The organism is Aeoliella sp. (assembly GCF_965227375.1).
GTDB lineage: Bacteria > Planctomycetota > Planctomycetia > Pirellulales > Lacipirellulaceae > Aeoliella.
On the sequence record NZ_CBDDFX010000001.1, the window covers coordinates 1,934,162 to 1,959,776 of the forward strand.

Here is a 25,615-nt window from a genome sequence, read left to right on the forward strand (position 1 = left end):
CCGCTAGCATCGCTAATTCTGAAAGCGCTCTAGTAGGATAGGCGTGGCGCACTCAGCGCGCAGCGATCGACAGACGCTTCTGAGACGCGTAACAGGCGTAGCCACGAATGCTAGCGGCGGCGAAGGTACCAGACGCCAGCGACGGCCGATAGCAGCAGGCAAACCGTGCTCGGCTCGGGAACGGCAGATCCGACGAATTGGCCAGCGGTCACCGACGCGATCGGCGCCGCAGGCGCACCGCCCACCTGGCCGAGCCAGATGTAGTAGTCGTCGATGTCGACGTCGCCATCCATGTCGGCATCGCCCTGCGCGCCGGTGGCGCCCATTTGAATGCCGAAGTTCTCCTGCCAAATGGCCAGGTCCGCAGCATCGACGAAGTTGTCTCCGTTGAAGTCGCCGCCCAAGGTTATGATGTCGAGCACCACCAGGGTGAAGTCGGAATTGCTGTAGTCGATACCCCAGCTCCAGGTCGGATCGGACAGCATTGGCAGTGACAGAATCGAGAACACGCCGTTCATGATGCCGGTGCTGGAGATGATCTCAAACTCATCGCCAGGGTCCAGCGTGAGCGGGCTGGGCCCGGTGCTGGTGAGGTCGACAATCAACTCGCCGCCCAGTTCGACGTTGCCAGCGACGGTCAGGTTGCTGATCGCAGGTCCGTTCACGCCGGCGCCGATTCCCAGGCTCAAGGTTGAGTTGGTCATGCCGGTGAAATTCCCCAGCACGGTGAGCGACACGGTGGTTCCGTCGGGGCCCAGCTCGATGTCGCCCAGGTTTGTCAGGTCGTCCTCGAACACCGCGTTGGCACCACCCGACAGGATGATGTTGCCGGTGGGGGCGTTTACGGTGTCTCCTTCCAGGCTATTGTCGCCAGCGGTGAAGGCCAGCTCCGCTTGGTTTTCCAAGCCCGAGCGGAAACGCATCACCGCGTTCTGTCCGTGAATCCGCCCTGGCTTGGGGGGCAGGGTGGGGGAGCTGAAGTCGATGCGATTGAAGAACTGGTCGGTCGGGAATTCGTAGAGCCGCTCGAACACGATTTCGCCGCCATCGACGTCAATCAAACCGTCGTTGGCGATCACGTAGGTGCCGTTAATGTCGGTTACAAGTTCATCGCCTCCAGCCGTGACTCGCAGCACTTCATCCTCGTTCACACGCACAGTGCCGAGCCGGCGATTTCGGAAGGTGCCGGTGTCGAGGAATCCGGAACCGCCCAGAATCCCATCGTTGCCGACGCGATCTTCGACCGTGATGTAGCCGCCGTCGAGGGTCAGCTGGCCGAGCTTGCCCACCAGCAGATCCGCCTCTTCCGGCGTGTCGCCTTCGGAGTCGACGGTTCGCGAGATCTTCAGCGAGCCACCGTTGGTTACCGTGAGCAGACTGCTAAAGCCAACCGGATTCGTATACTCGTCGATTTCGTTGTGCCAAATGCCAACACCCAGGCCACCCTGGGACAGCACTCGTGATCCGTATCCGTCGATGTCCAGAATGGCGCTGCCCTGGATACGATCGTTGGTGCTGAATTCGCTGTCCTGGTCGCTATCTTCGTCGTCCAGCGTGCCTACGTTCAACGAACCAACGGCAATGCCAGCGCCAGCTCGAATGAGCCCACCTTCGCGCACTTCCACGATGCCGGTGCCCAGTGCGCCGATGACCATCGGGTTCGATTCGTCCGGGTCGTTCTCGTTGTCCGAAGGAGTGAGGCCGGCCTGGTCGAGCACCGAGCCGATACCGCGCACGAGCACGTAGCCGTGCGATTCGGGCCCCTGGCCAACGTACAGTCCATCTTCGATTTCCATTCGACCACCGTCGCTGAGTTCCAGCGCGCCGGAGCCACTCAGGCCGACGTAAACGTCGTAGCCCGTGCCGCTGTCAGGACGCGGTGAGGGATCCGTCAGGGCACGCAGGGCGGAGGGAATCAAACCCGGTCTGGGGTTGCTGTTGAACACCGTGCCAAAACCAGAAATGGTGACCGTGCCCACACCGGTCGGACTGCTAAAGTCGTCGGGGTCATCGACATCGATGTCGTCCAAAGATCCACCAATTACCAAGTGGCCGTACCGCAGCATGCTGCCACCGTCCATCGCCATGGCACCAACACCGTTGATGCCGATCTCGATGTTGACCTTGCCAATATCGCCCTCTTCGAAAGTGTGTTGATACTCAATGTCGGGGCCAGGTGGATCAGGGAAGCCAAAGGACTGAAATCGCAGCCACTCTTGGATACCTTCGTTGCCCACCACGGTGCCAAACAGAGATGGATCTTCCGAGTTGCTGAAGTCCTTGTCCGTAAAGATGCTGTCGGCGGGCGAATGGTCGCCCGTCAGGCGGACATCCGCTTGCACCGTTGCCACCGGCAACAGCAAGGCCACCGCGAGCGGGGCGAACGACAAGCGAACCCACCGCAGCGCGCGGCAGGAGGAAACGATCGCGGAGGGAGTCATGAAAGGTGCCTTTTCTCTTACTTCGCCCCAATAGGTGCCGAGTACTTATTGATATCGTCGAAGGCGTGACCGTCGTAAGCGTTGCGCCACTCGCCGAAGGCCCGCGGGGCGAGCGGCTGCAATGAGGAAGCGATAATCTATGTGGGTGGGCAGTTTTGTTCCGTTACCCAAGAGCTCGTAGGCTCCCCGGTGGCGCCCAGGGAGGCGCAGCGGGAACCGTGGCGCTGGGCTCCCTCTATAATCACTAACAGCAGTGGTGTTTGTCAACCTTTTTGCTGGCGCCGCCGGCGTGCCCAAGTCCCGTATTTGCGGGTATTTAGGTCCTATTTCGGCGGTTCGGAGCCCGGCAATCGCAGGTACTCCACGCGCTGGCCCGCGGCCAACTCGATGCCCGATTCGGGTAAATGGGCCAGGCAATTGGCTCGGGCCATGCCCGCCAGATCGGCCGAACCGTGCCAGGGGAACATCTCGACGCGGTGCTGCGCATCGACGTACGCGGGGCGAAACATCTCGCGGCCGCCGGCGTAGGAGAACTCGCCAGCGGCTGTGCCGGTCGCCAGACGCTGCACCACCGAGTCGGCCCTCCCGGCCAAAACTGCCAACGCGGGGGCCACGAATAAGTGGAAACAGACCAGTCCGCTCACCGGATTGCCGGGCAGCCCGAACACCAACCGCGCGGGGCCGTTCTCACGGGGCACGATGCCAAACCATAGGGGCTTGCCCGGCTTGAGGGCCACCTTGTGGAACACCTGCTCGACGCCCGCCGCACTCAGAGCGGCCGGAACCAGATCCTTCACGCCGGCCGAAACGCCGCCGGTCACCAGCAGCACATCGGCGTCGAGGCCTTGCTGTGAGAGTTCCACCAGTTCGTGCAATTCGTCGCGGCCCGAAGGTAGCACGTTGGGGGTGCAGTTCCTTTCGAGCAACGCGCTCTCGAGCAGCGGTCCGTTGGAATTGCGAATCTGACCCGCGGCGGGGCGTTCGTCGACCGATACCAATTCGTTGCCGGTGGTGAGCACCGACACGGTGGGCCGTGGAACAGCGCTCACCACGGCCGCGCCAGCTTCGGCGAGAATGGCCATGACGACCGAGTTCACCACGGTGCCGGCCTGGGCGATGCACTGCCCGGTCGACATCGACAAGCCTTGCGGCATGATGTGCTTGCCGGGCGGGGGATCGACCCACTCGAGGCGCACCGTCTGCTCGTCCACCAGTTCGGTTTGCTCCACCGGCACCACCGCGGTGGCTCCGTCGGGCAGCGGCGCGCCGGTCATCACTCGGGCAGTAGTGCCGGGGCGAATGGGCCGCCGCGGAACGTCGCCCGCCATGATGCTTTCGATGATGGTCCGCGTGGGCGAACGGTCGCTTGCCACCACGGCAAAGCCATCCATCATCGCTTTATTGTAGGGCGGCGAGTCGACGTCGCTGGTCACGTCGGCGGCCAGTACCAGGCCCAGCGCATCGCGCAGGCGGACTCGCATCGGCGCAAGTTGCGCCGCGTGCTGCCCCACCAGTTGCAGTGCTTCGTCGACCGTTTTCATGCTGGACACCGCCTTGAGTGAATCCATTTTACCTTGACTCGAGAAGCTTGCAAAAGTCGGCGCGCCACGATTCGGACAAGCGGGGCAAGTTGGCCGCATGGGTTAGCTGCTCGGTCTGGGCGGATGCGTCAAAGCGCAACTGGTAGATGTCGGTCATCGACAGCGAATCTTCGCACCGCTCGACCCGTTCGATCGCGTCCCCCGCGGCGAGCGTGCCTGGTTCCAGTACCCGCAGGTAAAAGCCAGTTCGCGCGGCCCAGTGGAACTGCTTGACGAACGTGGGCATCTGCATGCGGATACCCAATTTCGAGCAAGGCTGCCGCGGCTGAGTGACTTCCACCAGCACCGTGCCGATACGGTAGCGATCGCCAACTTGGACCTCCGCGCTCGGCAAGCCACGGACAGTGAGGTTCTCGCCGAACTCGCCCGGCGAGAGTTCTCGGCCATCCAACTCGTTTTGCCACCACTCGTAGTCGGCCATGTCGTAAGCGTACACGGCCTTGTCCACACCGCCGTGGGCTGACTTGTCCGATTGCGCGTCGCCATTCAGGCCCATCTCGGTGACTTCCACCGCTCCCTCGACCGGCGACTTGAAGATGGCTGTGCTGATGGTTCGGCCTTGATACTGCACCAGCTTGGGGCGGCCAACATTGATCGACAGGAGTTGCATGGCGGGAGGTTGTGTGGGAGTTGGACGGGGCGCACGTCAGAGATCAAGCTCCCAGCACACTACACCGCCAGGAAGGCTCGCAGCAGGTCGAAGCCACGGTGGGTGAGGAAACTCTCGGGGTGGAATTGCACGCCGTAGAGTGGCAGCTCGTTGTGCTGGATCGCCATGATCTCGCGGCCGCCGTGTGGTTCGTTGGCCCACGCGGTCACGGTGAACTCGTCGGGCAGCGTTGCCGGGTCGATCACCAGGCTGTGATAACGTGTCGCTTGAAAGGGATTCTCCAGCCCCGCGAACAGCCCCCGCCCGTCGTGATGAATCTGATCGACCTTGCCGTGCATCAGGTTGCGAGCGCGAACGATCGTGGCGCCGTACGCCTGGCCCATTGACTGATGCCCCAGGCACACGCCCAACACCGGCACCTTGCCCGCCATCTGCTTGATGGCCTCCATCGACACACCCGCCTCGTTGGGGGTGCAGGGACCGGGCGAGACGATCAACCGCTCGGGCTTGGCTTCTTCGACTTGCTCAGCAGTCCACTCGTCGTTGCGGACCACGCGAACGTCCAGCGCACCATTAATCTCGCCCAACCGTTGCACGAGGTTGTAGGTGAACGAATCGTAGTTGTCGATGACCAGAATCATAGCTTGGGCTCTCAAACTTACGCGGAAATGCCATTCTACCTGCGAGCACATAGTGCTACTAGCGGCAAACCGCGCAGGGTGTTGTAATGATCGCTTCCCCTCACACCACTTTCGCAGCAGAGTCATCATGGCCAAGCGTCGTACCAAGAAGAAATCCCCTGCCAAGTCCGCCAATTCCGCTGAACTCGACTTGGTCATGCAGTTGATGGCCATCCCGGGTGCAAGCGGGCAGGAGGGGGCCGTGATGGAATTCATCCGCAAGCGACTGGTCGCCGCCGGGGCTGACGCGAAAGCCCTGGTGCACGACAACGCCCACAAGAAAACGCCGCTCGCCGGACAAGTGGGCAACCTCGTGTTCAAACTGCCAGGCACGGTTCGCGGGCCGCGACGGATGCTTTCGGCCCACGTTGACACGGTGCCGGTCTGCGTTGGCAGCCAGCCAGTGCGCAAAGGCAAGTTCGTCGAATCGGCCGATCCTAACACTGGACTCGGTGCCGACGACCGAGCGGGTGCGGCGGTGCTGCTGTCCACAGCCGAGAAGCTTCTGGCCGGCGACGTACCGCACTACCCGATCACGTTTCTGTGGACCGTGCAGGAGGAGGTCGGCCTGTACGGCGCGCGGTACGTGGTACCATCGAAGCTGGGCAAGCCGCAACTTGCGTTCAACTACGATGGCGGCTCGGCCACCAAGCTCACCATCGGCGCGACTGGCGGCTACCGCATGACGATCCACATCCACGGCATCGCCAGCCACGCCGGCGGTGCGCCGGAAGAAGGGGTGAGCGCCATCGCGATTGCGTCGCTGGCGATCGCCGACCTGGTGGAGAACGGCTGGCACGGACTCATCGAGAAGCGCGGCGGCACCGGCACCAGCAACGTGGGCGTGTTCGAAGGCGGGCAGGCTACGAACGTGGTGACCAACTACGTGAAGCTCCGCGCCGAAGCCCGCAGCCACGACAGCAAGTTCCGCGAGCGAATCGTCCGCGAGATCGAGAAGGCATTCCAGCGGGCCGCCAAAAAAGTGAAGAACGTCAGCGGCAAACGCGGCAGCATCGATTTTGAAGGCCACTTGGACTACGACTCGTTCCGCTTACCGAAGGACGATCCCTCGATCGCTGCTGCTCAAGCCGCCGTGGAAGCCGAAGGGGGCACCGCGACCCTCGAAATCAGCAACGGCGGCCTCGACGCCAACTGGCTGGCAGCCAACGGAGTGCCCGCCGTGACGCTGGGCTGCGGGCAGAAGAACATCCACACGGTGGACGAACTGCTGGACATCGAGCAGTTCGAACTCGCGTGTCGACAGGCGATGCGGCTGGTGACCGCGGAGTGACGCAAGTTTGCTGCTGTGCTCTACCAACACCCTAACCCTCCCCCAAACAATTTCACGGGAGGAGCGCCACGTCGATGAGAGGTCCCCCGCGCGAAATCGCCCGGGGGAGGGAACTGGACTTAGATCCCCAGATTCTGCAGCCCGTCGGCGATTTGGCCTAGCGCTTGGGCCAGCTTGGGGTGTTCGGCCTCGAACTCCGACATCATGTTGCGGATGTTTTCGCTCGAAGCCTGCGGCGCGTCGCTCTCGCCGGTTTGCTCGCCGCTGAGCACTTTGACGATGTCCTGCATCACCGTGGTTAGCATCTCCTTAGTCGAATCGTCGACCGAATCGACGGTGCTCAACTCTTGGTGCAGCTTGGTGAGTTCGGTGCGGAGTTGATCGCTATCCATGATTACGTGCCGGTTGCGAGAGAAGTTGGGGACGGACTATCCCTATTGTACCAAAACAATCTGCGAGGTGGCCAACAAGAATTGCCGGCTTGCTTAGCTTGCCGCCTTGGCGCTCCAAGTCACCTGACCGTGAGCACTTTCGACAATGCCCGTGTCGATGATGGCCGTGGAGGCTGCCGCGCCGACCACCAGCGAAAAGTCGGCCAGGCGGGACACCTGTCGGGGGATGCCATGCGACAGACCGTAGATCAGACGCAGGGCGTCTTCGGTGAACACCGGCTCCAACCGCCCGGCGGCCATCAGCGCGTGTTGCACGTAGTCGACCGTGGTGTCCTCGTCCCACGCGTAGAGTTCGATTCGCAGGTCGATTAACTCCAACAGGCTGTCGGGCCACCGCTCGGCTTCCGTGGGAGTGGCGGCCAGCACCACCGTCCAGGCTGCGCCAGCCATGCCAGCCACTCGCGTCAGTCGCACCAACTGCTGGCACAAGTCGGGCCCCGCCTGCCCGGCGTCGTCCACTAGCACCATGGCCGACTCGCGTCGCCACGCGTGTTCCGCGGCCGTGTCGGCCAGGCGTTGCCACAGTCGCGAGATGCTATCGCCGAGCGTCGGCTGTGCGTCGAAACCGCACGCGATCTGCCACAACAGCTCCCGCGGCGTCATGCCGAACGCATCGACCTCGGCCACGTAACGCCCGTCGCGGGTGCGATGCCGATGAGCATCGGCCAGCACCATCGTCTTGCCCATCCCGCGCGGCGCGATGAGTGCGCCCAGCGAGCGCTGCTCGGTGGCCAGATAGTCGATCCGGGCCAGGGCCTCCTGGTGAGGCGGTGCGGGATAGACCTCGCCGGTGGGGCGGTAAGGTGAGCTTTCGAGCTGCCAGTGACGCAGGTAAGACATGGAAGCAGTAAACTGAGGTGATGAACCAGGGATTGGGCAGCGCCCCCTCAATCGTCATAATCGGCCCCAGATGCCAGCTAACTTCACCCGCATTGTGCTAGCGTCTCGTCAAGCCGGACTTTTCGGATAGCGATCACAAAACGTCTCCGTTGATAGAGGAGTTCTTGGAGATCGCTACCCGAAAAGATCCGTTTGGCAATGCACTAGCAGCACCTAACGTATGTCCGACCGTTTCTACCTGCCGACCCCACCCACCGATGGCCACGCGGTGATCGATGGACCCGAAGCGCACCACCTGCTGCACGTGATGCGAGCGCAGCCGGGCGACGAAGTGACGCTGTTCGATGGCCAAGGCGCCGAGTACACGGCCAGCGTCGAAAAGTGCGGACGCAGCGAAGTGCTGCTAGCGGTGGGCAAGCGCACGGAGGTCGATCGCGAACTGGGCGTGCGGATCACGGTCGGGGTCGCGCTGCCCAAAGGCGACCGCCAGAAGTGGCTCGTCGAGAAACTCACCGAACTAGGCGCAAGCCGACTGGTGCCGCTTTCCACCGAGCGCAGCGTCGCCGACCTCAAGGGCAAGTCGCTTGAGAAGCTCCGCCGCGGTGTGATCGAAGCCAGCAAACAATGCGGCCGCAACACGCTGCTGCAGATCGACGAGCCGCAACCGCTGGCAGGGTTCATCGCGTCGGCGACCGGCACGAAGTGGATCGCCCATCCCAGTGGCGAACCACTCGGCGCGCAGAGCGTGAGCGACCAAGTGTCGCTGCTCGTCGGCCCCGAAGGAGGTTTCACCGACGAGGAAGTCGCCGCGGCTATTGAGCAAGGCTGGCAATGCGTCGGTCTGGGACCAAGCATCCTGCGAATCGAAACCGCCGCGCTTGCGCTGGTGACCGTGGTTGCTTCGAAAGTACCGACGGACTAGCCACCGCGCAAGGCTCTACTCCTCGCTTTCTTCCTCCTCGTTCTTCTCAATCGTTCCAAACAGATTGCCACCGTGGTCCGCGCCGTTCCAGTGGCCTGCGTAGTGGCCAGCGTGGAACAACACTCTTGCACTGTAGGTGCCCAGGCCGGGGAAGCCGATGTTGTCGACCACCACCACCGGGGTGTCGCCGGCCCACTTCACTGGCAGGGTCATCGGCAGCGTCACGTCGTGGTCGCCGTAGCGGATGCGGGCTTTGAATAGCCAGTTGCCCTTGTTGTCGACCTTGCGAACTTCCACCAGGTCGTACCGCTCGCCGCGCAAGCGGGGCGGGGTGTCGTCATCGCCGTCGCGGGTGACGGTGAAGAACCCGTGCAACGTCGCGCCGGTGAGCATTTCGGAGAGCTTGGCCTCCTGCTCGTTGATGGTGACTTCTTCGGCCTCGGCCGTTTCTTGTGCACGAGCGTCGCCGGTTGCAAACACCAATAACAGCAGCAGGACAGTGCTTAACGCCTTCATCGCCAGTCTCCGTTACTCGGTAGGATTGAATGGAACAACCTGAGTCGCCTTCAATCTAACGAGCCAGCGGGCGGCGGGCCAGCATCGTTCAGCGCAGGCGTCGCGTGGTGGGATAGTAGCGGCCTCGGTTCAGGTAGCGGGTGCCGTGCCCGGTGGAGGGCACTCCGGCACCTTGGTTTTGCACGGCTTCGCCATACGAAACGGTGCGAATCTCCCGCTGCAAGGTGTTGAACTCACGCTGCGCCCGACGGTTGGTTTGCTGCTGCTGCAGGGCAGGGCGGACGTAGGCGAAGTAGTTGGGCGGTGCTTCGTCCGATTCTTCGATGAACAAGTTCAGGTAGGGGCTCACCGTGGGTGGACGGCTCACGGAGCCTTCAAACGGCTTGGTGACCTGTTGCACCGGCGGCGGTGAGCTCATCCCGGACGAGGGGCGGTTCGGCAATTGCGCGAGCGCTCGAGCGGAGGTTGCACCGCCGTAAAAATCGATCACGTTCTGCACGCGAGTCGGCAGGTGGGCGGTCGACTCGTAGCTCAAACGTTGTGGTGTGTTCGGGCTGACCAGCGGTGCATGCGGTGCGCGAGCCGGAGCCGGCTTCGGCGCTGCGGCGGGTGCTGTGACGCGAGGAGCCGGCTTCACCGGCTTGGTCTCAGGATCGGCCCAACTCGGTATCTCGGGCGGCGCGTCGACTTGTCCCCACGCCGCGGGCGCGGACATCCAGGCAAACAGCAACGTCAAAGCGCATCCAAACAATCTGGTCGACACAACGACCTCCCGAAAAGCGAGTAAGACAAGCCTCCGCGGTGGTACACCGCTACGGACTCTCTAATCGTCAAACTCGGCCACAAGACTTTGAAAATTATCTATCCCAGCATTGCTAGCAACGTTTGCTTCGCCGAGGCAACCTCACCACTTGCCGCATGTTGATGTGCTGCTTCCAGCGATTCGAATTGTTCTTTGGTCACAGGCACCGCCGCGCCGGGCGGTAGTTCTTGTGGTACGACCACTTCGGCGATTCGCGCGAGCAGAGTGTCGATGCCTTCTACCGCGGTTGCGGAAGTCAATGCAAACGAGTCGCTAGCACGCTCCAAGAGCTCGCTACGTTCCTCCGCCAATAGCAAGTCCGCCTTGTTGGCCACTTCCACGATCGACTTGCCATCGACCCATTTGTCGAAAACAGTTTCGGGCGCTGCGCCCGACAGACAGGTCCGCGCATCGCCGACGCGGAGCACTAGATCGGCCGCGGCGATCGCCTGCTGGGCGAGTTCGATTCCCGTCTGTTCGATGCCGGTTGCCTCCGCGCGCAAACCGGCTGTGTCGACCAGCTCCACCGCCCAACCATCAATGGCCGTGGTGGCTGTGACCAAGTCGCGCGTCGTGCCCGGCAGGTCGAACACGATCGCCCGTTCGTAGCCCACCAGGGCGTTGATCAGGCTGCTCTTACCGACGTTCGGCGGTCCGGTGAGCACCACGCGGGCGGGTTGGGTGAGTCGCTCGCCCAACGGCTGGCGCTCAAGCAGCGTCTGGAGCACCTGCTGGGCTTCGCTCCATTGCTCGGTATCAAGCAGTTTCACGATGCGTTCGATCTCAGCGCGTAGTGCTCCGTTGAGTTGGTCCAACAGAATGAGCGCGGCCTTTTCGGTCTGCACCCGTCCCAGTAACTCGTGCGCGGCAGCGGCGATGGGGTAGGGCGTGTTCGCTTCAAGCCACTCGGCGCGGCCGATCGGCTGGCAACCGCGCTGCTCGAGCGACTCCACAATCGCCCGACTCGCCGCGACGCCGCCGTGGCAGTGGACTTCGACGCGATCGTCGAACCGGGTGACGACCACTTCCTCGCCGTTCGCCGCGTTCCAACGCCCGAAAGCGATTCGGCCCACAGGAAGCTCGCCAAGCGGCTGCCCACTCGCGGACAGGAAGAGAGGCTCCACCGCGTTCGCGGCGCCTGGCCCATCGACGCTGACCACAGCAATCGCCCCCCGCCCACTCGGAGTGAGGACGCTTACGGTTGGCGAGTTGTCAGTTTTCGTAGACATGAAGAATTTGCTTGCGAAGTATACCGGAGCCCGGGGTTTTGTCCCCACCATCGATCCAGTGGCCCAAAACCGGGGGTTTTGTCCCAACACACGATCCAGTGGTCCAAAACCCCAATCGTTTTGGTCCCACCCAAGTGGTGAAACCCCTTGTTTTATCGACTAAACCATTCGGGGGGTGCGACAAAACCCACCACGTTGTTCCCCGCATGTTTTCCGTTGGCCCAAAACCCCGATAGTGGCCGTTCGCTCCGCCGAACGAGCCGGGCCCTAACAAGGACACCTGGCGACTTGGAGTTACCAATGCTGGTGGCCAGTCCTCCGCGGGTCTGGCGACGGCAGCTACCCCAGCATTCCAACCAGGCCCAATTCGCACCCCGCATTATCCCCCGCTGCGTGTAAAATTCCTACAGGCAGCGGCAAAGAAAAAGCAAATCGTCCCACCATAGAGGTAGCCTGATTCGCAAGAATTCGGAAGTAGCTACTTACGCCACAGCGCAAAGACGCCAAGGAGTTTCCTGTTCATTCTGTCCAGCTTCGCGCACGCTCACCATTCCATGCTCGCCATTCACACAGGGACCTACATCACCCTCCTCGTCGGACTGATGCTGCTATTCATCGTCTTCGAAGTCAGGGCGTGGCGACGTCGTGTCCGGCGCATCACTTCGTCGCGAGACGAACTTTCCTTTGACGAGTGGTTAAAGCTGTCGCGGTTGGAATCGCTCGATAGCCAGCATCGCCAACTGGTGCAGCAGGTGCTGGAAATCGCCAGCGACTGCTACATGTTGCCGCCAACCTGCCTGCGCATGGAGGACGGTTTCTGGGACGAGTTGGGTCTAGACAACTGGCTCTCTAATGGCGACGACGCCTTGGAGACCCTTCAAGAACGTTTGCCGGACGAGTTGAACATTGCCTGGGATAAGGATTGGGCAACCATTGGAGACGTAATCCGCGGAGTCGTTGCGGCCCCATCTTAGTAGCCGGATTCGCAAGAATTCGGGACGTAGCTACTCACGCCAAGGCGCAAAGACGCCAAGGAGTTTCCTATGCGAGCTGTCTCACAACTTCGCGCCTTTGCGCCTTTGCGTGAGACGAGTGGAACCAAGAACTAAGACGTTCTTCCGAATTCTTGCGAATCCGGCTACCACCACAGGGCGCGGCGCACTGTCGTGAACTATCGCGGCACGAACCACCGTCGTTGCGCACTGGCGGCCAGGCAGGATACGATTAGCAAGGCGACGGTACACGGTTCTGGAACTGCCGAAGAAGAAGCGAACAAACTGCCCACGCCAATGGTTCCAAAGTTGCTTTTCCAAACCGTGTAGTCGGCTACGGATACCGTGCCATCCCCATCTCCGTCGGCGAACGTAAATGGTGCGACCGTACTGCCGAGCGAATTGCGCCACACGGTGTAGTCGACGAGATTGACGGCGCCGTCGTTGTTAAAGTCAGCCGGGTTGAATGCGATCTCGATTCCTGTCAACAGAATCTGGTTGTCCACCGCGTTGATCGTAACCGTGGCGGACGACGTATCCCAATCAGGAGCCAATGAGCCATCGATCGTCCATACCGGGTTGCTTGGATCGATTTGCGTGTCGGGATAGGCAAAGAGAACGAACTCATCGCTCGTTGCCGGAGCGCCGCCGAGTTGGACGATTCGAAGCGTCGCCGTCGTGCCAAGCGTGAGCTGTTGGTTCGCGACAACGGAGTCGGCTTCGACTCCGTCGAACTCCCACTCGTAGATGGCCCCATTGCTGAGTTCCAAACTATCGACGGTGAGTGTGCCGGGGCTCGAACCTGGCGTGACGACTCCATCGGTGCCGATCACGACTTCGCCGGGTACAAATCCGCCACCGCCAAGCGCGGCGCCATCAGCAAAGGTTGCGGGGCCACCAGGAGAGAGGAACTCGCCGTCGACTTGAAGCGAGCTGTCGTTGCCGGTTTGGGTAAACGTTCCTGTGACGGTGAAGGTGCTTCCCTGGCCAATGACCACGTCGCCGCTATTGGTAAAGTCACCCACGGTCGTGAAATCACGGCCTTCAGCGATCTCGAACACCCCGCGGTTGTCAGCCAAGGGATCGATCGCGGCCAGGGTCGACCCAGGGCCGAACAGACGGACCGCGGCGTTGTTGATCGTGACCGTCCGGGCGCCCATGTTGATCGCGGCGCCGTCGCGAACGATCCACTCGCCACCGGTGAGGGTGGTCCCCGAGTGGTTGTCGAAGTTTCCGCCAACGGTGACCGTCGACGCGATCACATCGAGCGTGCCGTAGTTGGCGAACCAGTTGATTGTCGCGTTGGCTCCGGTGTTCTCGATCACTCCACCACCCGGGTTCTCCAGGCGGACGATGTTGCGAGGGGTGACAAGGTCCATCGTGAAAAGGCCCTCGTTACGCAGCCGAGCAGCGGTCACCGAGCCCGAGCCGACGTTGCCGTCGTTCCAGGTCAATTCGCCCTGATTGACGAGCGTCGTCGCGACCGCTTTTGCGGCGGGACCGCTGATAACGCCTTGGCCTGTCAAGATCGGCTGTCCCACAGCGTTGCCAAAACCGCCGCCGGTCCAAGTGATCTCGTCGAATGCGAATTCGGTCTCGACCTTGACTTCGCCCGCGTTGATCGTGAGCGAGTCGGTGGTCGCGGGCGACGGAGTGTTGAAGGTGACCACGCCGCCATTAATCGTGGTCGTGTTGACGTCGTAGGCACCGTTGAACGAAGTGGTCCCGGTCACCGACCGGAAGTCCTGGCCAGTGATGCTGCCGTTGTACTTGTGGTCGGCGCCAAAGCCAACGCTCGACTCCAGCACGCCGTTGGTGATCACGAAGTCGCCGTCGCTGCCGTTGTTGCGGTCGCGGGCGACCCTGAGCGTTCCGCCGCCGGTGATCTCGACCAGGCCGTCGTTCTCGAAACCAGCGGTCGGTCCGAGGATCGCTACTGCAGAGGACGTGTGGCGAACCACGCCGGTCGTCGTGTTGTACAGGTGATACAGCGACCGTTCGGCGGCGAGTTCGATCAGTAGCGTGCCTTCGTTCCGGAAGAGGCCCTGAGAGCTCTGCGAGAAGTTGCCGTCCCGCCAGATGACTTCGCCCTGGTTCACGAACCGGCCGGTGAGTGTCTTGCCCGCGGAGGTGTCGACAACCGCGGAGGTCGTCAGCACCGTTTCGCCTCCGGATGTAACGAACCCGCCACCGTTCCAGGTAAGTTGGTCCACTTCGAGCGTCGTTTCCACGGCGATGTTTCCCGAGTTGATTGTTAGCATACTCGTGGTCGCAGGTGTCGCCGTATTGAACGTGACCACGCTGTTGGTAACGCTGGTTGTATCGACGTCGTAAGCGCCGTTGAACGAGATGGTCCCCGCCGACGCGCGGAACTCTTGCCCCGTGACGCTGCCGTTGAACTTGTGGTCGGCGCCAAAGCCAACGCTCGACTCCAGCACGCCGTTGGTGATCACGAAGTCGCCGTCGCTGCCGTTGTTGCGGTCGCGGGCGACCCTGAGCGTTCCGCCGCCGGTGATCTCGACCAGCCCGTCGTTCTCGAAGCCAAAGGTCGGTCCGAAGATGGCCCGCGCGGAGGTCGTGTGCCTGATCACGCCGGTCGAAGTGTTGAACGAGTGGTACATCGAACGTTCGGCGGCGAGTTCGATCAGCAGCGTACCTTCGTTCTGGAAAAGGCCCACAAAACTCTGCGAGAAGTCGCCGTCACGCCAGATCGCCTCGCCCTGGTTCACGAACCGGCCGGAGAGCGTCTTTTGCGCTGAAGTGTCGATGACGGCCGACGTCGTCAGCACCGTCTCGCCGGCGGCAGTGGCGAAACCGCCGCCGTTCCATTCGAGTTGGTCTACTGTGAGTATCGACTCGACCGCGACGTCCCCCGTGGTAAGGATCAGCGTGTCGGTTGTTGCGGGCGTTGTGGTGTTGAGGGTGACCACACCAGCATCAATCCTCGTCGTGTCGACGTCGTAAGTGCCGTTGAACGAGATGGTCCCGGTCACCGAGCGGAACTCTTGCCCCGTGACGCTGCCGTTGAACTTGTGGTCGACGCCGAAGCCGATGCTCGACTCGAGCACCCCGTCGGTGATCACGAAGTCGCCGTCGCTGCCGTTGTTGCGGTCGCGGCCGACCCGGAGCGTTCCGCCGCCGGTGATCTCGACCAGCCCGTCGTTCTCGAAGCCAAAGGTCGGTCCGAAGATGGCCCGCGCGGAGGTCGTGTGCCTGATCACGCCGGTCGAAGTGTTGAACGAGTGGTACATCGAACGTTCGGCGGCGAGTTCGATCAGCAGCGTACCTTCGTTCTGGAAAAGGCCCACAAAACTCTGCGAGAAGTCGCCGTCACGCCAGATCGCCTCGCCCTGGTTCACGAACCGGCCGGAGAGCGTCTTTTGCGCTGAAGTGTCGATGACGGCCGACGTCGTCAGCACCGTCTCGCCGGCGGCAGTGGCGAAACCGCCGCCGTTCCACTCTAAATCGTCCACAAACAACATGGTCTCGACTTTCAACTCGCCCGAGCTGATCGTCAGCGTGTCACTTGTTGCTGGCGCAGCGGTGTTGAAGGTGACCGACCCGGCGGACACCGTGGTCGTGTCGATGTCGTAAGCGCCATTGAACGAGATAGTACCGGTCACCGAGCGGTACTCCTGACCCGTGATGCTGCCGTTGAACTTGTGGTCGACGCCGAAGCCGATGCTCGACTCGAGCACCCCGTCGGTGATCACGAAATCGCCGTCGCTGCCGTTGTTGAAGTCTCGGCCAACTCGCATGGTGCCGCCGCCGGTGATCTCGACCAGCCCGTCGTTCTCGAAGCCGGTGTTCCCGCCGAGCCACGCGCGGGCGGTCCCGGTGTGGCGGATCACACCGGTCGCGGTGTTGGTGACGTACCGGAAGTCATGATCGTCGACCAGCTCGATCAGGAACTCGCCCTCGTTGACGAACCCTTGCTGGTTGAAAGTGCCGTTGAGGTCGCCGTCTACCCAGGTTGCGGTTCCTTGGTTGATCAGTCCCGGACCGGTGTTGACCTGTTGAGTTGTCTCGAAGCGGCTCTCGCCCGTGATGGTCAGGGCGTTTGGCCCGCCGAGGTGGCCGGCGGTCCAGTAGAGGTCCTCGACCGTCATCGTCTGGTTGAGCGTTAACGTGCCGCCAGAGTTGTTCAGCGTCAGGCCGCTGAGTGTGACTGGCACGTTCACATCGACGTTTCCGGAATTGACAACGGCATGAAAAATCAGCGCGCCGTCGTTGTTCGGCACACGCAACAGGTCCCAGTTGATGGGGGAGCCCCAAACCGAATTGCCGCCGATCCAGAAAATCTGCTGGGGCTCGCGGACAAATTCGGAAAACACCACATGATCCGGATTGAAAGGACTAGTTGGGCCGTAGTCGATCTGTGCCGAGGCAAGGCCGCCGTCGAATAGCACACGATCGCCCGGGGCAACGTTGGCGAACTGACCGCTGAGACCGCTGGACGTGAGCAGCACGAGCTGATCGTTGATATTCAGCGTGTTCTCAATGTAGTCGACAAGCTGTAGGTCGAGGTCACCGCCGAGGACGACGCTGCCGGTGGAGACGAGACGATCGAACCCGGGGTTGAGAACGTTCTGGTTGGTGATCTCGATGCGGAGATCGGCATTGGGACCGTATGCGAGTGATCCGGCGGTGGTGAACTCGGTCCCACTGCCTGGTGAGTGGGTTCCTTCGAACAGCACGTTATCGAGGAGGCCGTCTCCCTCGATCCAACCTGTGAGGGTGATCGGCTCGGCAGTACTCGTCCCGGTGATGGGCGACGTGATGTGGGTGGGCGTGGCAGGATTGTTCGGCGTGACGATCGTACCGGAGCCAACTGCCGATCCATCAAGCACGAACGATGGCGTGTCGAGCACCCCACCGGCAAGCGTGAGCACGCCGCCTGGGTCGATGGTCACGCTGGGGGCCGTGACCGTCGCGCCCGCGTCGACACGCAGCTCGCCGCCCGTCGCGACTGGAATCGGGACCGCAGCGGTCAAGTCGGCCTGGGCGTTGAGCACGCCGGATACTTGGAATGCAACGTCCTCGATGCCCGCCGCGGTGGTCACGACGCGGAGCGTCGCACCCGATTCGATGGTTAACGACCCGGCGCCGTCGGTTGTCGAGCCAGCGATGGTCGCGCCCGAGAGCTCGGTGACGCCGCCGGTGATGCGAACCTGTTGTCCAGATCCGAATCGCATCGCGGCGCTCGTGCCGGAGACGATCTGCGCTGGAGCGAAGGGTCCGGCCTCCTCAAAGACGACCTCACCGGTTCCGAGCCACTCGCCACCGATCGCGTTGAGGCGACCTCCGGTGAACAGCGCATTCGCGTTGGTGGTGAATGGCCCGTCGATCGTGAGGATTCCATCGTTCCGCACTCGGAGCGCGACGTCGGTGAACGTGGGCGAGTCGCTCAGCCGTAGAGACGCGTCCTCATCCACCACGACTTCCTCCGGCGGCACGAACTCCGTGTTCGATCCGACGATCTGCCCGCCGCGGAGCGTCGCTTCAGCCAGATCCGCGAAGTGTTCGAAACGCATCTCCGACGCCACCTCGAGACGGATCACCCCGTTGCGGTTGTCGATCGTGGTCGCGACGGGCGTCAACTCGTCGACATCGTGGGTCCGAAACACGAGCTGCGAGTCACTCCCGAGGATTAGCTCGCCGTTGTTCACCAGCGTGAAGTCTTGCAGGGTGGCGCCCGGGACAGGGAAATCCGTGTCGCTTTGCACGAACGTCACGGTGGCGAATTGGCCGAGTTGTGTAAGTCCGTCGTTCACCAGCGTCACGCCACCCGAGCCGGAACCATAAACAAAGCTCTCTAAGAACTGGTCGAACAACAGCGTTTGGTCGGCGCCAACCGTTAACGATCCTCCACCGCCGATCTCGATCCTAGGAGCGGCGGTTCCCGACCCCATCGTTAGCTCGGTCGTCCCCGAGCCGTTGAAGGTCGAGTCGCCCAGGACTCGGAGTGTCGATCGCTGAATCCGCACAAAGCCGTTGTTGGTCAAGTCGCCGTCGATCGTGAGCGTCGCTCCCGGTTCGACCCGCAGCGTGATGTCGGTGAACGTCGGCGAGTCGGTGAGTCGAAGCGATGCATCCTCGGTCACAACGACTTCCTGAAGCGATACGAATTCCGTGCTCGAACCGACGATCTGGCCGCCGCGGAGGGTCACGTCGATCGGGAAGCCCGCTTGCTGGAAACTGATCTCCGACGCCACTTCGAGCGTGATCACGCCCTGGCGGTTATCGATCGTGGTCGCGACCGGAGTCAGGTGGTCGTCCACCTCAGCGAAAAACACCAACCGGGCGTCGCTTTCGAGCAGCAGTTCGCCGTTGTTCACCAGCGTGAAGTCTTGCAGCGTTGCATTGTCGAGCGCCGAGACATCGGACTGGACGACGTAGAGGGTGTCGAAAACGCCGACCTGCACCAGGCCGTCGTTTATCAGCGTCACGCCGCCCGAGCCGGCGCCGTACAAGAAATTGATATTCGGCGACTCGAACAGGAGCGATTGATCGACTCCGACAGTCAGCGATCCGCCGCCGGATAGCTCCACGAACGGGGGTAAGTTTCCGTCGGTCCCGACTTCGGTCACTCCTGTTCCGTTCAGTGTCACGTCGCCGAGGAAGCGGAGCATTGCGCCGTCGGCCCGCAGCACTCCGTTGTTGGTCACGTCGCCGTCGATCGTGAGCGTCGCTCCCGGTTCGACCCGCAGCGTGATGTCGGTGAACGTGGGCGAGTCGGTGAGTCGAAGCGATGCATCCTCGGTCACAACGACTTCCTGAAGCGATACGAATTCCGTGCTCGAACCGACGATCTGGCCGCCGCGGAGGGTCACGTCGATCGGGAAGCCCGCTTGCTGGAAACTGATCTCCGACGCCACTTCGAGCGTGATCACGCCCTGGCGGTTGTCGATCGTGGTCGCGACCGGAGTCAGGTGGTCGTCCACCTCAGCGAAGAACACCAACCGGGCGTCGCTTTCGAGCAGCAGTTCGCCGTTGTTCACCAGCGTGAAGTCTTGCAGCGTTGCATTGTCGAGCGCCGAGACATCGGACTGGACGACGTAGAGGGTGTCGAAAACGCCGACCTGCACCAGGCCGTCGTTTATCAGCGTCACGCCCCCCGCGCCGGCACCGGACAAAAAGTTGATGTTTGGCGAATCGAACAGGAGCGATTGATCGACGCCTACAGTCAGCGACCCGCCGCCGGATAGCTCCACGAACGGGGGCCCGTTTCCGGCATCGGTCACGGCTTCGGTCACTCCTGTTCCGTTCAGTGTCACGTCGCCGAGGAAGCGGAGCGTCGCGCCGTCGGCCCGCAGCACTCCGTTGTTCGTCACGTCGCCGTCGATGGTGAGCAGACCGCCTTGGTATGAGCGGTAGGTCATTCCCGCGTCGACCACAAATCCGTCGGGCAGCGCGTAGGATGAGAATTGGCCAATCGCGATGTCGGCCGATTGCAGCGTCACTCCAGCGTCGAGGGTCAAGGCGGCGCCGTTCTCCACCGCGATCGTCGAGCCGTCGATCACTGCTCCGCCGTTGATCAGTAAGTCGCCGCCCGAGGAACGCACCGCGCCGCCGCCCGTGATGAGCCCGCCTTGCAGTACGACCGTGCTGGTGAAGTTGGGTTGGTCGAAGACCAACTCCGCACTGGGGCTGAGCGTGATGACGCCGCCCACGTTGTCGATCGTGGTGACCGGAGTCGACGCGGTTGACGAATCGTTCAGCAGCGTGAGCCGCGAGCCGCCCACTAGCAGTAGCTCGCCGCGATTCTCGAGCGTGAAGTCCTGCAACGTGGCCGCAGCGATCGGGGAAGCCACGTTGTCCGACTGTAGCACGGTGGCTTGCCCGTTCACTCCCACTTGCAGGAGTCCATTGTTCACCAGTGTTAGTCCGCCCGAGCCGGTCCCGTAGAGGTAACCGTCGCCTGGGGTGTCGAACAGGAGAGTCTGGTCGGCGCCCACAGTGAGCGAACCGCCGCCCGCCAGCTCGATGCGGGGCGCGACGCCGAGAGTGCCAGCGGACGCCAGCGTGGTGGTGCCGGCGCCGTCGATCGTTGTGTCGCCGACTACGCGGAGCGTAGCCCGTTCGGCCCGCAGCGAGCCGTCGTTCGCCACGGCCGGACCGATGGTGACAACACCGCCGCTGGTCGATCGGTACGCCGATCCGGCGCCGATCGCGAAGCCGGATGGGATGTCGCTAGTCGATCCATTCCTGACCTCGACGTCGACCGACTGCAGTGTCACGCCGACGCCCAGCGACAGCGACGCGCCGTTGTTGGCCAGGATCGACACGCTGTCGATTACGGCCGCGTCGCTGACGACTAAATCGGCACCGTCGGCGCGGAGATTTCCGCCCCCCTCGATCAAGCCTCCCCGGATGACGAGTTCACCTTCGTCGACAACGAAACTCGAAAGAGAGTTGATGTTGAGCACGCCCGTTGTGTTGTCGATCGTCAGCGACTGACTGACGCCTGGGGAGTCGTCGAAACCGATCGTGAGGCTTCCCAGAGACGCGGTCCAGAGTTCTCCAAAGTTGGTGATCAGGTGGCTGTCGCCGGCGCCCATCAGCTGCCCGTCGAGAATCGCGACCAAGCTAGGCGCGATGGTTAGCTCCGAGTCGCCGACAAGGGTTGTGGTGCCCTCCAACTGCAGCATGGTGCCGGAGTTGCCCCCGAGCGTGACGTTGGGCCCGATCGAGACGTTGTTCAAGATCGACGGATCGACGGTCTGGGTGCGCGAGACAAGCGAGTTCCTCAGCTCAACTCCGTCCAGAAGTGCAGTCGCGTCGCTAAGGAGCACATGCACGCCATCGATCACCCCGCCGGTGACGCGGGCCTCTTCGAGGAGTTCAAGCTTGGCGTCCTCTACCCCCATCCCGATGACGCTGCCCGAGAGGGCGAGGCGCACCTCGTCGAGCAGGAGGCTTGCGGAGTCTTCCAGGAAGACGTCGTCCACGGCGAGGGTGCGGACACCGCTGTCGGATTGGAACACGAAGCCAACGTTCTGGTCGACCGTGATCGAGTCAACCGCGCCGTCGACCGCGAAGTTTGCGTTGGCGGAGTCCTCGAACGTGACGGTGTCCCCGACGGTCGGCGCCGTCGTCGATGGGAACCAACTGTTCGGGTCGTCGAATTCGCCGAGCGCGACGCTCGAGTTCCAAGTGAAGTCCACGGCAAGCGTTGCCCCGCTCAAGACGAGAGCCAAGAGGAACGCCAGAACACGTTGCCAAATGAGCGAGCAGGACGCCATTCGAATACCTCGGAGGAGCCTGAGCCAATCAAGGCGAAATGCGATTCAGTGCACAGTAGTGGATAGCCTCCTGCTCTCCGAGCAGATTAAGCACCATTCTGCCTAAGTTTGTCCGGAATGTCACGCAGGCTTGGGTCGATCGGGGCAGAATTCACCCAAAAGTAGGGAGATACTCGCCCTCCAACGCCAGCATCGGTGAAATCATGAGCGCGACCGTTGATTATCGACTCGGATCGCAGCAAGTTTCTCAGAGCCCGCGCGGTCTACCCCAGGTGACACTCAACCGGCGGCCAGAGCCAGCCCCGCCAAGACCAGATTCGGCAAGTAGCGCACCGTATAGTCCGGCGCGCCGAGCAGGCGGGCCATGTCGGGCGAGGTGCTGCCGGTGACGAACACTTGCGGCGCGGCGACCAGTCCGTCGCGCTGGCGGGCGATCAACTCGCGGACCGCGCCCACCGCGCCCCAGTACAGACCGGCGTGGATGGCGCTCGACGTGTCGGTGCCCACGGCCGGCGGCGATTTGCCTTCCAGCGGTACGTGCACCGCGGGCAGCGCGTCGGTCCTGGCGTGCAGGGCCTCGGCCGACGTGCCCACGCCTGGCAGGATAGCGCCGCCGACGAACGCACCGTCGGCGGATACCAAGTCGACCGTGATGGCCGTGCCAAAGTCGATCACAATCGCCGGTGTCTCCGCGCGGCGAATGGCGCACGCGGCCACGGCCGCGGCCAACCGGTCGATGCCCACCCGGTCGGGCTGCTGGGTGCGGTTCTCGATGGCAAAGTCGCTGCCGGCAAGCTGCCGGACGTTGTTCCACGCTCCGTCGTCGAATTCGGCGAGAAACTGCACGAGCGCCTCGGTGGCCGGCTTGCTCACGCTGCCAATGGCGATCGGAGTCGCTGGCGCGACGAACTCAGAAAGCCAATCGGCCAGCGTTGCCACGTCGAACTCGCCGCGCGACTCGGTATAAGGAATGGCCAGCGTTTCGGCCGGCTCGGGCAGGCCAGCGCGAGCGGCATCATCGCGATCGAACCTGCCAAATTTCACCCGGCTGTTGCCGATGTCGACGGCTACCAAGGATTGAAGTTGCATGGGGAGGAGCACACCAAAACCGGTACCAGGGTAGCGGCTGATGCCGCAACCCTTCGCTGGGAGACACAACGCCTTCGGCGTAAGGCGATGGTCTCACCACCTATCCCGAAGGGATTTCGTCATTCAGCCCAGTGTTGCGGCGTCAGCCGCTACGCTGGGTGAAGCAGCCAGTATAGGCGATTCCCGTTTACTGGTCGCCCTGGGCCTTCGTGCTGACCTTTGCGGTGGGCGTCTCTTTGTTCGCTTCGGTCTTGGCCTTGAGCGTGGCGAGCTCCTTCTGCAGCGATGCCTGCTCTTTCTTCAGTTCGTTCACCATTTTGCGGAGTTCGCGGACTTCGCGGGGAACGAACGGGGCGTCGTCGGTGAGCTTCTTTACCGCGTCCTTCGCCGCGTTTTGGTCGCGGCCGCGGCCTTCGCGTTCGGCGAAAGTCTGCAGGGCGGGGATCGCTTGCGGGTCGCCCAGTGCACCGAGGCCTTCGATCGCGCCGACGCGCACTTTGCGGGCCGGGTCTTGCAGGCACTCGACCAGCATCACCCGCACCGGCTCTTTGTCGTCGGCGTCCTTCCACAGTTTGGCGAGCACCTCGAGCGCCGAGGCGTAATCGCGGTCGGTGAAATCGTGGCGATCGGCCTTCAGGGTGTTGAGCACCTTGCCACGGAGTTGCGAGTCGCCAGTCTGGCCGAGGGCTTCAATGGCCGCGGCGGCGATGCGATTGTTGAAGCACTCGCGGTCCATCGACTCGACAATCAGGCTGCGAACATCGTCGGCCGGGTACTTGCTGAGCGACTTGAGGGCCGTGGCGACAATCGCCGGATTGGCCTCGTCGGCAACCACGCCCTTGAGCACCGTAAGCGCCTCGGGACGATAAAACTTGCCGAGTTGCTCGACCACTTCGTTACGCACGCGGGCGTCGGACTGGTCGAGGCTCGATGCGAGCGCCTCGTAGGCTTCGTCGGTGCCAATGTCCTGCAGCGACTTGGCCGCCGTGATGCGAACACCATAAAACTCGTCGGAGTTTAGCGCGGTCTTCAGCAGCCCGACCGACTTCTGGCTGTTGTCCTTGCCGAGCGACTTGGCCGCAAACAGCCGCCCCATCATGTCGCCTTCGAGGACAATCTGCTTGGCGAGCATGTTTTGCGGCTTCTTGAAGTCGACCTCCGCCAGGACCGAGTACTCGGGATCGAATCGTACGACCTGAGGCTGAGCGGCTAGCGGGACGTAGAAATCCTGCTTCTTCTCTTTGATCAAGATGTCATGGTCCACCGCGTGGCCATCGATCACGAATCGCAGCTTGGTGGGAATCTCGAATAGCCCGGTGTTGTCATCCTCTTTGTGGGTCTGCTCGACGGTGACCCGGGCCAGCTTTTCCTTGGGTAGCCACTTGTAGGTGACCTTCAGCTTGGGCGTGCCGGCGCCGAATACCCATTGATCGAAGAACCGATCCAGCTCGCGGCCAGAGACGCCTTCGAGCGACGCGATCAGGTCGGAGGTGACCACGGCCGTTTGGGCGTTGGTCTCGAGGTACTGCTTGATGCCGGCGCGGTACAGGTCGGTGCCCAGTTGGCTGCGGAGCATGTGCAGCACCCAGCTGCCCTTGGGATAGGCGCGGAAGTCGAACTGCTCCCAGGCGTTCGCGTAGCCGCGGTACACGATGGGCCGCGGGTCGTCGGTCGCGGGCAGCACGCGCCCGGTGGCATCTTTGTACAAGCCGTACAGCATCTCGTCGCGGCCCAGCTTGTGCTCGTTGTACAAGTGCGTGTAGTACGTGGCGAAGCCTTCGTTCAGCCACAGGTGGCCCCAGTCTTCGCAGGTCACATAGTCGCCGAACCACTGATGCGCCATCTCATGGGCATCGAGGTTGCGGCTGGAGTAGATGTTCTCGGTTTCCTTGGCCCAGATGGTGCCATGGTACAGCGTGGTGATGGTGGTGTTTTCCATGCCGCCGCTGTTGAAGTCGCGGATCGTCGCCTGATCGTACTTGTCCCACGGGAACGGTACGCCGATTTCCTCTTCGAAGAACGCCATGATGGTCCGCGTGTCGAGGAACGCATTGGGAGCGTGTTCGGCCAATGTGGGTTGGGTGTAGAAGCCGAGCTTTACGCCTTTGTGTTGGTCTTCGAGTTTCTCGAATTTGCCCGCCACCAGGCACACCAGGTAGCTGGCGTGGGGCTTGTCCTGCACCCAGTGCACGCGCCGCTGGCCGCCGGTGGTTTCGTCGGAGGCAATCTTGCCATTGGAGACAACCACCATGCCCTCGGGCACAGTGCAAATGACTTCGGTGGTGGAGCGTTCGTTGGGATAGTCGAAGCAGGGGAACCAGTGCGGCGCTTCGTGCGTCTGGCCTTGGGTCCAAATGTGCGTGTCCTCTTCGGGGTAGCCCAGCTCGGGCGTGCGGAAGTACAGTCCCTTCTTCGGCTCGGCGCTGTAAGTGATCGCCACCTCGGTCTTCTCGCCCACCTTCAGCGGTTCGTCGAACAGCAGCACCACGTGATGATCGGTCACCACGTAGTCGGCGAGCGGTGCGGAGGACTCGATCTTCTCGATGTCGAGCTTCTCGGCGTCGAGCGTCAGCTCTTCCACCGGCTTGGAAATTGGCGCGAAGGTCAGGGTTGTGGTGCCGCTCACGGTGCGCTTGTCGAAGTTCGGCACCACGTCGATCTTGATGTTCAGCACGTCGACCAAACGATCGGGCGCGTACTTCCGCCCGCTGGCCGTATTGCCCGCGGCAGCAGCGGCCGCTTCGGCAGCATGATCGCGACCACAAAACCGGCAGATGTGCTCCTCGATGGCGGAAGCTCCGGAAGCACTGAAGATCAACAGCGCGAGCATGGCTAGGGTCGAACGGGTACGCATCAACGTCTCTCTTTCGCTGCAGAAAACGAAGGTAGGCCTGTAGGTGGGAAA

At 62.4% G+C, this 25,615-nt stretch carries 15 protein-coding genes; 3 read left to right on the plus strand and 12 right to left on the minus strand.

Annotation, left to right across the window (positions count from 1 at the left end):
• Window positions 1-110: 110 nt before the first annotated feature.
• From ACQK2L_RS07910 to ACQK2L_RS07925, 4 genes are all read right to left on the minus strand, one after another.
• Window positions 111-2,441, minus strand: a complete 2,331-nt coding sequence (locus ACQK2L_RS07910; protein WP_425396399.1) for a PEP-CTERM sorting domain-containing protein — start codon at window positions 2,439-2,441, stop codon at window positions 111-113.
• Between the two features lie 323 nt (window positions 2,442-2,764).
• A complete protein-coding gene (gene glp, locus ACQK2L_RS07915; RefSeq protein ID WP_425396400.1) occupies window positions 2,765-4,009 on the minus strand; it encodes a gephyrin-like molybdotransferase Glp in 1,245 nt (414 codons plus the stop codon).
• Between the two features lies 1 nt (window position 4,010).
• Window positions 4,011-4,652: an MOSC domain-containing protein gene (locus ACQK2L_RS07920; RefSeq protein ID WP_425396401.1), complete on the minus strand. Its 642-nt coding sequence runs from the start codon at window positions 4,650-4,652 to the stop codon at window positions 4,011-4,013.
• Window positions 4,653-4,711: 59 nt separating this feature from the next.
• Window positions 4,712-5,293 carry an anthranilate synthase component II gene (locus ACQK2L_RS07925; protein ID WP_425396402.1) on the minus strand — a complete coding sequence of 194 codons (582 nt, stop codon included), beginning with the start codon at window positions 5,291-5,293 and terminating at the stop codon, window positions 4,712-4,714.
• Window positions 5,294-5,420: 127 nt separating this feature from the next.
• Between ACQK2L_RS07925 and ACQK2L_RS07930 the strand changes: the two genes are divergently transcribed.
• Window positions 5,421-6,623 (plus strand): M20/M25/M40 family metallo-hydrolase, encoded by a 1,203-nt coding sequence (locus tag ACQK2L_RS07930; protein WP_425396403.1) that lies wholly within the window; start codon window positions 5,421-5,423, stop codon window positions 6,621-6,623.
• Window positions 6,624-6,742: 119 nt separating this feature from the next.
• Here the strand turns inward: ACQK2L_RS07930 and ACQK2L_RS07935 are convergent, their stop codons facing one another.
• Window positions 6,743-7,015 (minus strand): DUF4404 family protein, encoded by a 273-nt coding sequence (locus ACQK2L_RS07935; RefSeq protein WP_425396404.1) that lies wholly within the window; start codon window positions 7,013-7,015, stop codon window positions 6,743-6,745.
• Between the two features lie 93 nt (window positions 7,016-7,108).
• Entirely contained in the window at window positions 7,109-7,915 is an 807-nt protein-coding gene (locus ACQK2L_RS07940) for an ExeA family protein (protein ID WP_425396405.1), read from the minus strand.
• A gap of 220 nt (window positions 7,916-8,135) precedes the next feature.
• On the opposite strand from ACQK2L_RS07940, the gene ACQK2L_RS07945 reads away from it, so the two are divergent.
• Window positions 8,136-8,837: an RsmE family RNA methyltransferase gene (locus tag ACQK2L_RS07945; protein ID WP_425396406.1), complete on the plus strand. Its 702-nt coding sequence runs from the start codon at window positions 8,136-8,138 to the stop codon at window positions 8,835-8,837.
• A gap of 15 nt (window positions 8,838-8,852) precedes the next feature.
• On the opposite strand, the gene ACQK2L_RS07950 is transcribed toward ACQK2L_RS07945, so the two are convergent.
• The 3 genes from ACQK2L_RS07950 to ACQK2L_RS07960 form a co-directional block, all read right to left on the minus strand.
• Window positions 8,853-9,353, minus strand: a complete 501-nt coding sequence (locus tag ACQK2L_RS07950; protein ID WP_425396407.1) for a hypothetical protein — start codon at window positions 9,351-9,353, stop codon at window positions 8,853-8,855.
• 88 nt (window positions 9,354-9,441) lie between these two features.
• The gene (locus tag ACQK2L_RS07955) at window positions 9,442-10,116 is read right to left on the minus strand and encodes a hypothetical protein (RefSeq protein ID WP_425396408.1); all 675 of its coding nucleotides are present in this window, start codon (window positions 10,114-10,116) and stop codon (window positions 9,442-9,444) included.
• 98 nt (window positions 10,117-10,214) lie between these two features.
• Window positions 10,215-11,384 (minus strand): GTPase, encoded by a 1,170-nt coding sequence (locus ACQK2L_RS07960; RefSeq protein WP_425396409.1) that lies wholly within the window; start codon window positions 11,382-11,384, stop codon window positions 10,215-10,217.
• A 554-nt stretch (window positions 11,385-11,938) separates the two neighbouring features.
• Here ACQK2L_RS07960 and ACQK2L_RS07965 point away from each other — a divergent pair.
• Window positions 11,939-12,358 (plus strand): hypothetical protein, encoded by a 420-nt coding sequence (locus ACQK2L_RS07965; protein WP_425396410.1) that lies wholly within the window; start codon window positions 11,939-11,941, stop codon window positions 12,356-12,358.
• A gap of 197 nt (window positions 12,359-12,555) precedes the next feature.
• On the opposite strand, the gene ACQK2L_RS07970 is transcribed toward ACQK2L_RS07965, so the two are convergent.
• From ACQK2L_RS07970 to ACQK2L_RS07980, 3 genes are all read right to left on the minus strand, one after another.
• Window positions 12,556-21,621, minus strand: a complete 9,066-nt coding sequence (locus tag ACQK2L_RS07970; RefSeq protein ID WP_425396411.1) for a dockerin type I domain-containing protein — start codon at window positions 21,619-21,621, stop codon at window positions 12,556-12,558.
• 279 nt (window positions 21,622-21,900) lie between these two features.
• Entirely contained in the window at window positions 21,901-22,710 is an 810-nt protein-coding gene (locus tag ACQK2L_RS07975) for a type III pantothenate kinase (protein WP_425396412.1), read from the minus strand.
• A 187-nt stretch (window positions 22,711-22,897) separates the two neighbouring features.
• Entirely contained in the window at window positions 22,898-25,564 is a 2,667-nt protein-coding gene (locus ACQK2L_RS07980) for a M1 family aminopeptidase (RefSeq protein WP_425396413.1), read from the minus strand.
• Between the last annotated feature and the right edge of the window lie 51 nt (window positions 25,565-25,615).

Excerpts from the sequence above, each read along its gene's own strand:
- ACQK2L_RS07970 (WP_425396411.1), bottom strand. The coding sequence starts at position 21,621 with ATGGCGTCCTGCTCGCTCATTTGGCAACGTGTTCTGGCGTTCCTCTTG.
- ACQK2L_RS07940 (WP_425396405.1), bottom strand. The coding sequence starts at position 7,915 with ATGTCTTACCTGCGTCACTGGCAGCTCGAAAGCTCACCTTACCGCCCC.
- ACQK2L_RS07945 (WP_425396406.1), top strand. The coding sequence starts at position 8,136 with ATGTCCGACCGTTTCTACCTGCCGACCCCACCCACCGATGGCCACGCG.
- glp (WP_425396400.1), bottom strand. The coding sequence starts at position 4,009 with ATGGATTCACTCAAGGCGGTGTCCAGCATGAAAACGGTCGACGAAGCA.
- ACQK2L_RS07930 (WP_425396403.1), top strand. The coding sequence starts at position 5,421 with ATGGCCAAGCGTCGTACCAAGAAGAAATCCCCTGCCAAGTCCGCCAAT.
- ACQK2L_RS07950 (WP_425396407.1), bottom strand. The coding sequence starts at position 9,353 with ATGAAGGCGTTAAGCACTGTCCTGCTGCTGTTATTGGTGTTTGCAACC.
- ACQK2L_RS07935 (WP_425396404.1), bottom strand. The coding sequence starts at position 7,015 with ATGGATAGCGATCAACTCCGCACCGAACTCACCAAGCTGCACCAAGAG.
- ACQK2L_RS07920 (WP_425396401.1), bottom strand. The coding sequence starts at position 4,652 with ATGCAACTCCTGTCGATCAATGTTGGCCGCCCCAAGCTGGTGCAGTAT.
- ACQK2L_RS07910 (WP_425396399.1), bottom strand. The coding sequence starts at position 2,441 with ATGACTCCCTCCGCGATCGTTTCCTCCTGCCGCGCGCTGCGGTGGGTT.
- ACQK2L_RS07960 (WP_425396409.1), bottom strand. The coding sequence starts at position 11,384 with ATGTCTACGAAAACTGACAACTCGCCAACCGTAAGCGTCCTCACTCCG.
- ACQK2L_RS07980 (WP_425396413.1), bottom strand. The coding sequence starts at position 25,564 with ATGCGTACCCGTTCGACCCTAGCCATGCTCGCGCTGTTGATCTTCAGT.
- ACQK2L_RS07975 (WP_425396412.1), bottom strand. The coding sequence starts at position 22,710 with ATGCAACTTCAATCCTTGGTAGCCGTCGACATCGGCAACAGCCGGGTG.
- ACQK2L_RS07965 (WP_425396410.1), top strand. The coding sequence starts at position 11,939 with ATGCTCGCCATTCACACAGGGACCTACATCACCCTCCTCGTCGGACTG.
- ACQK2L_RS07925 (WP_425396402.1), bottom strand. The coding sequence starts at position 5,293 with ATGATTCTGGTCATCGACAACTACGATTCGTTCACCTACAACCTCGTG.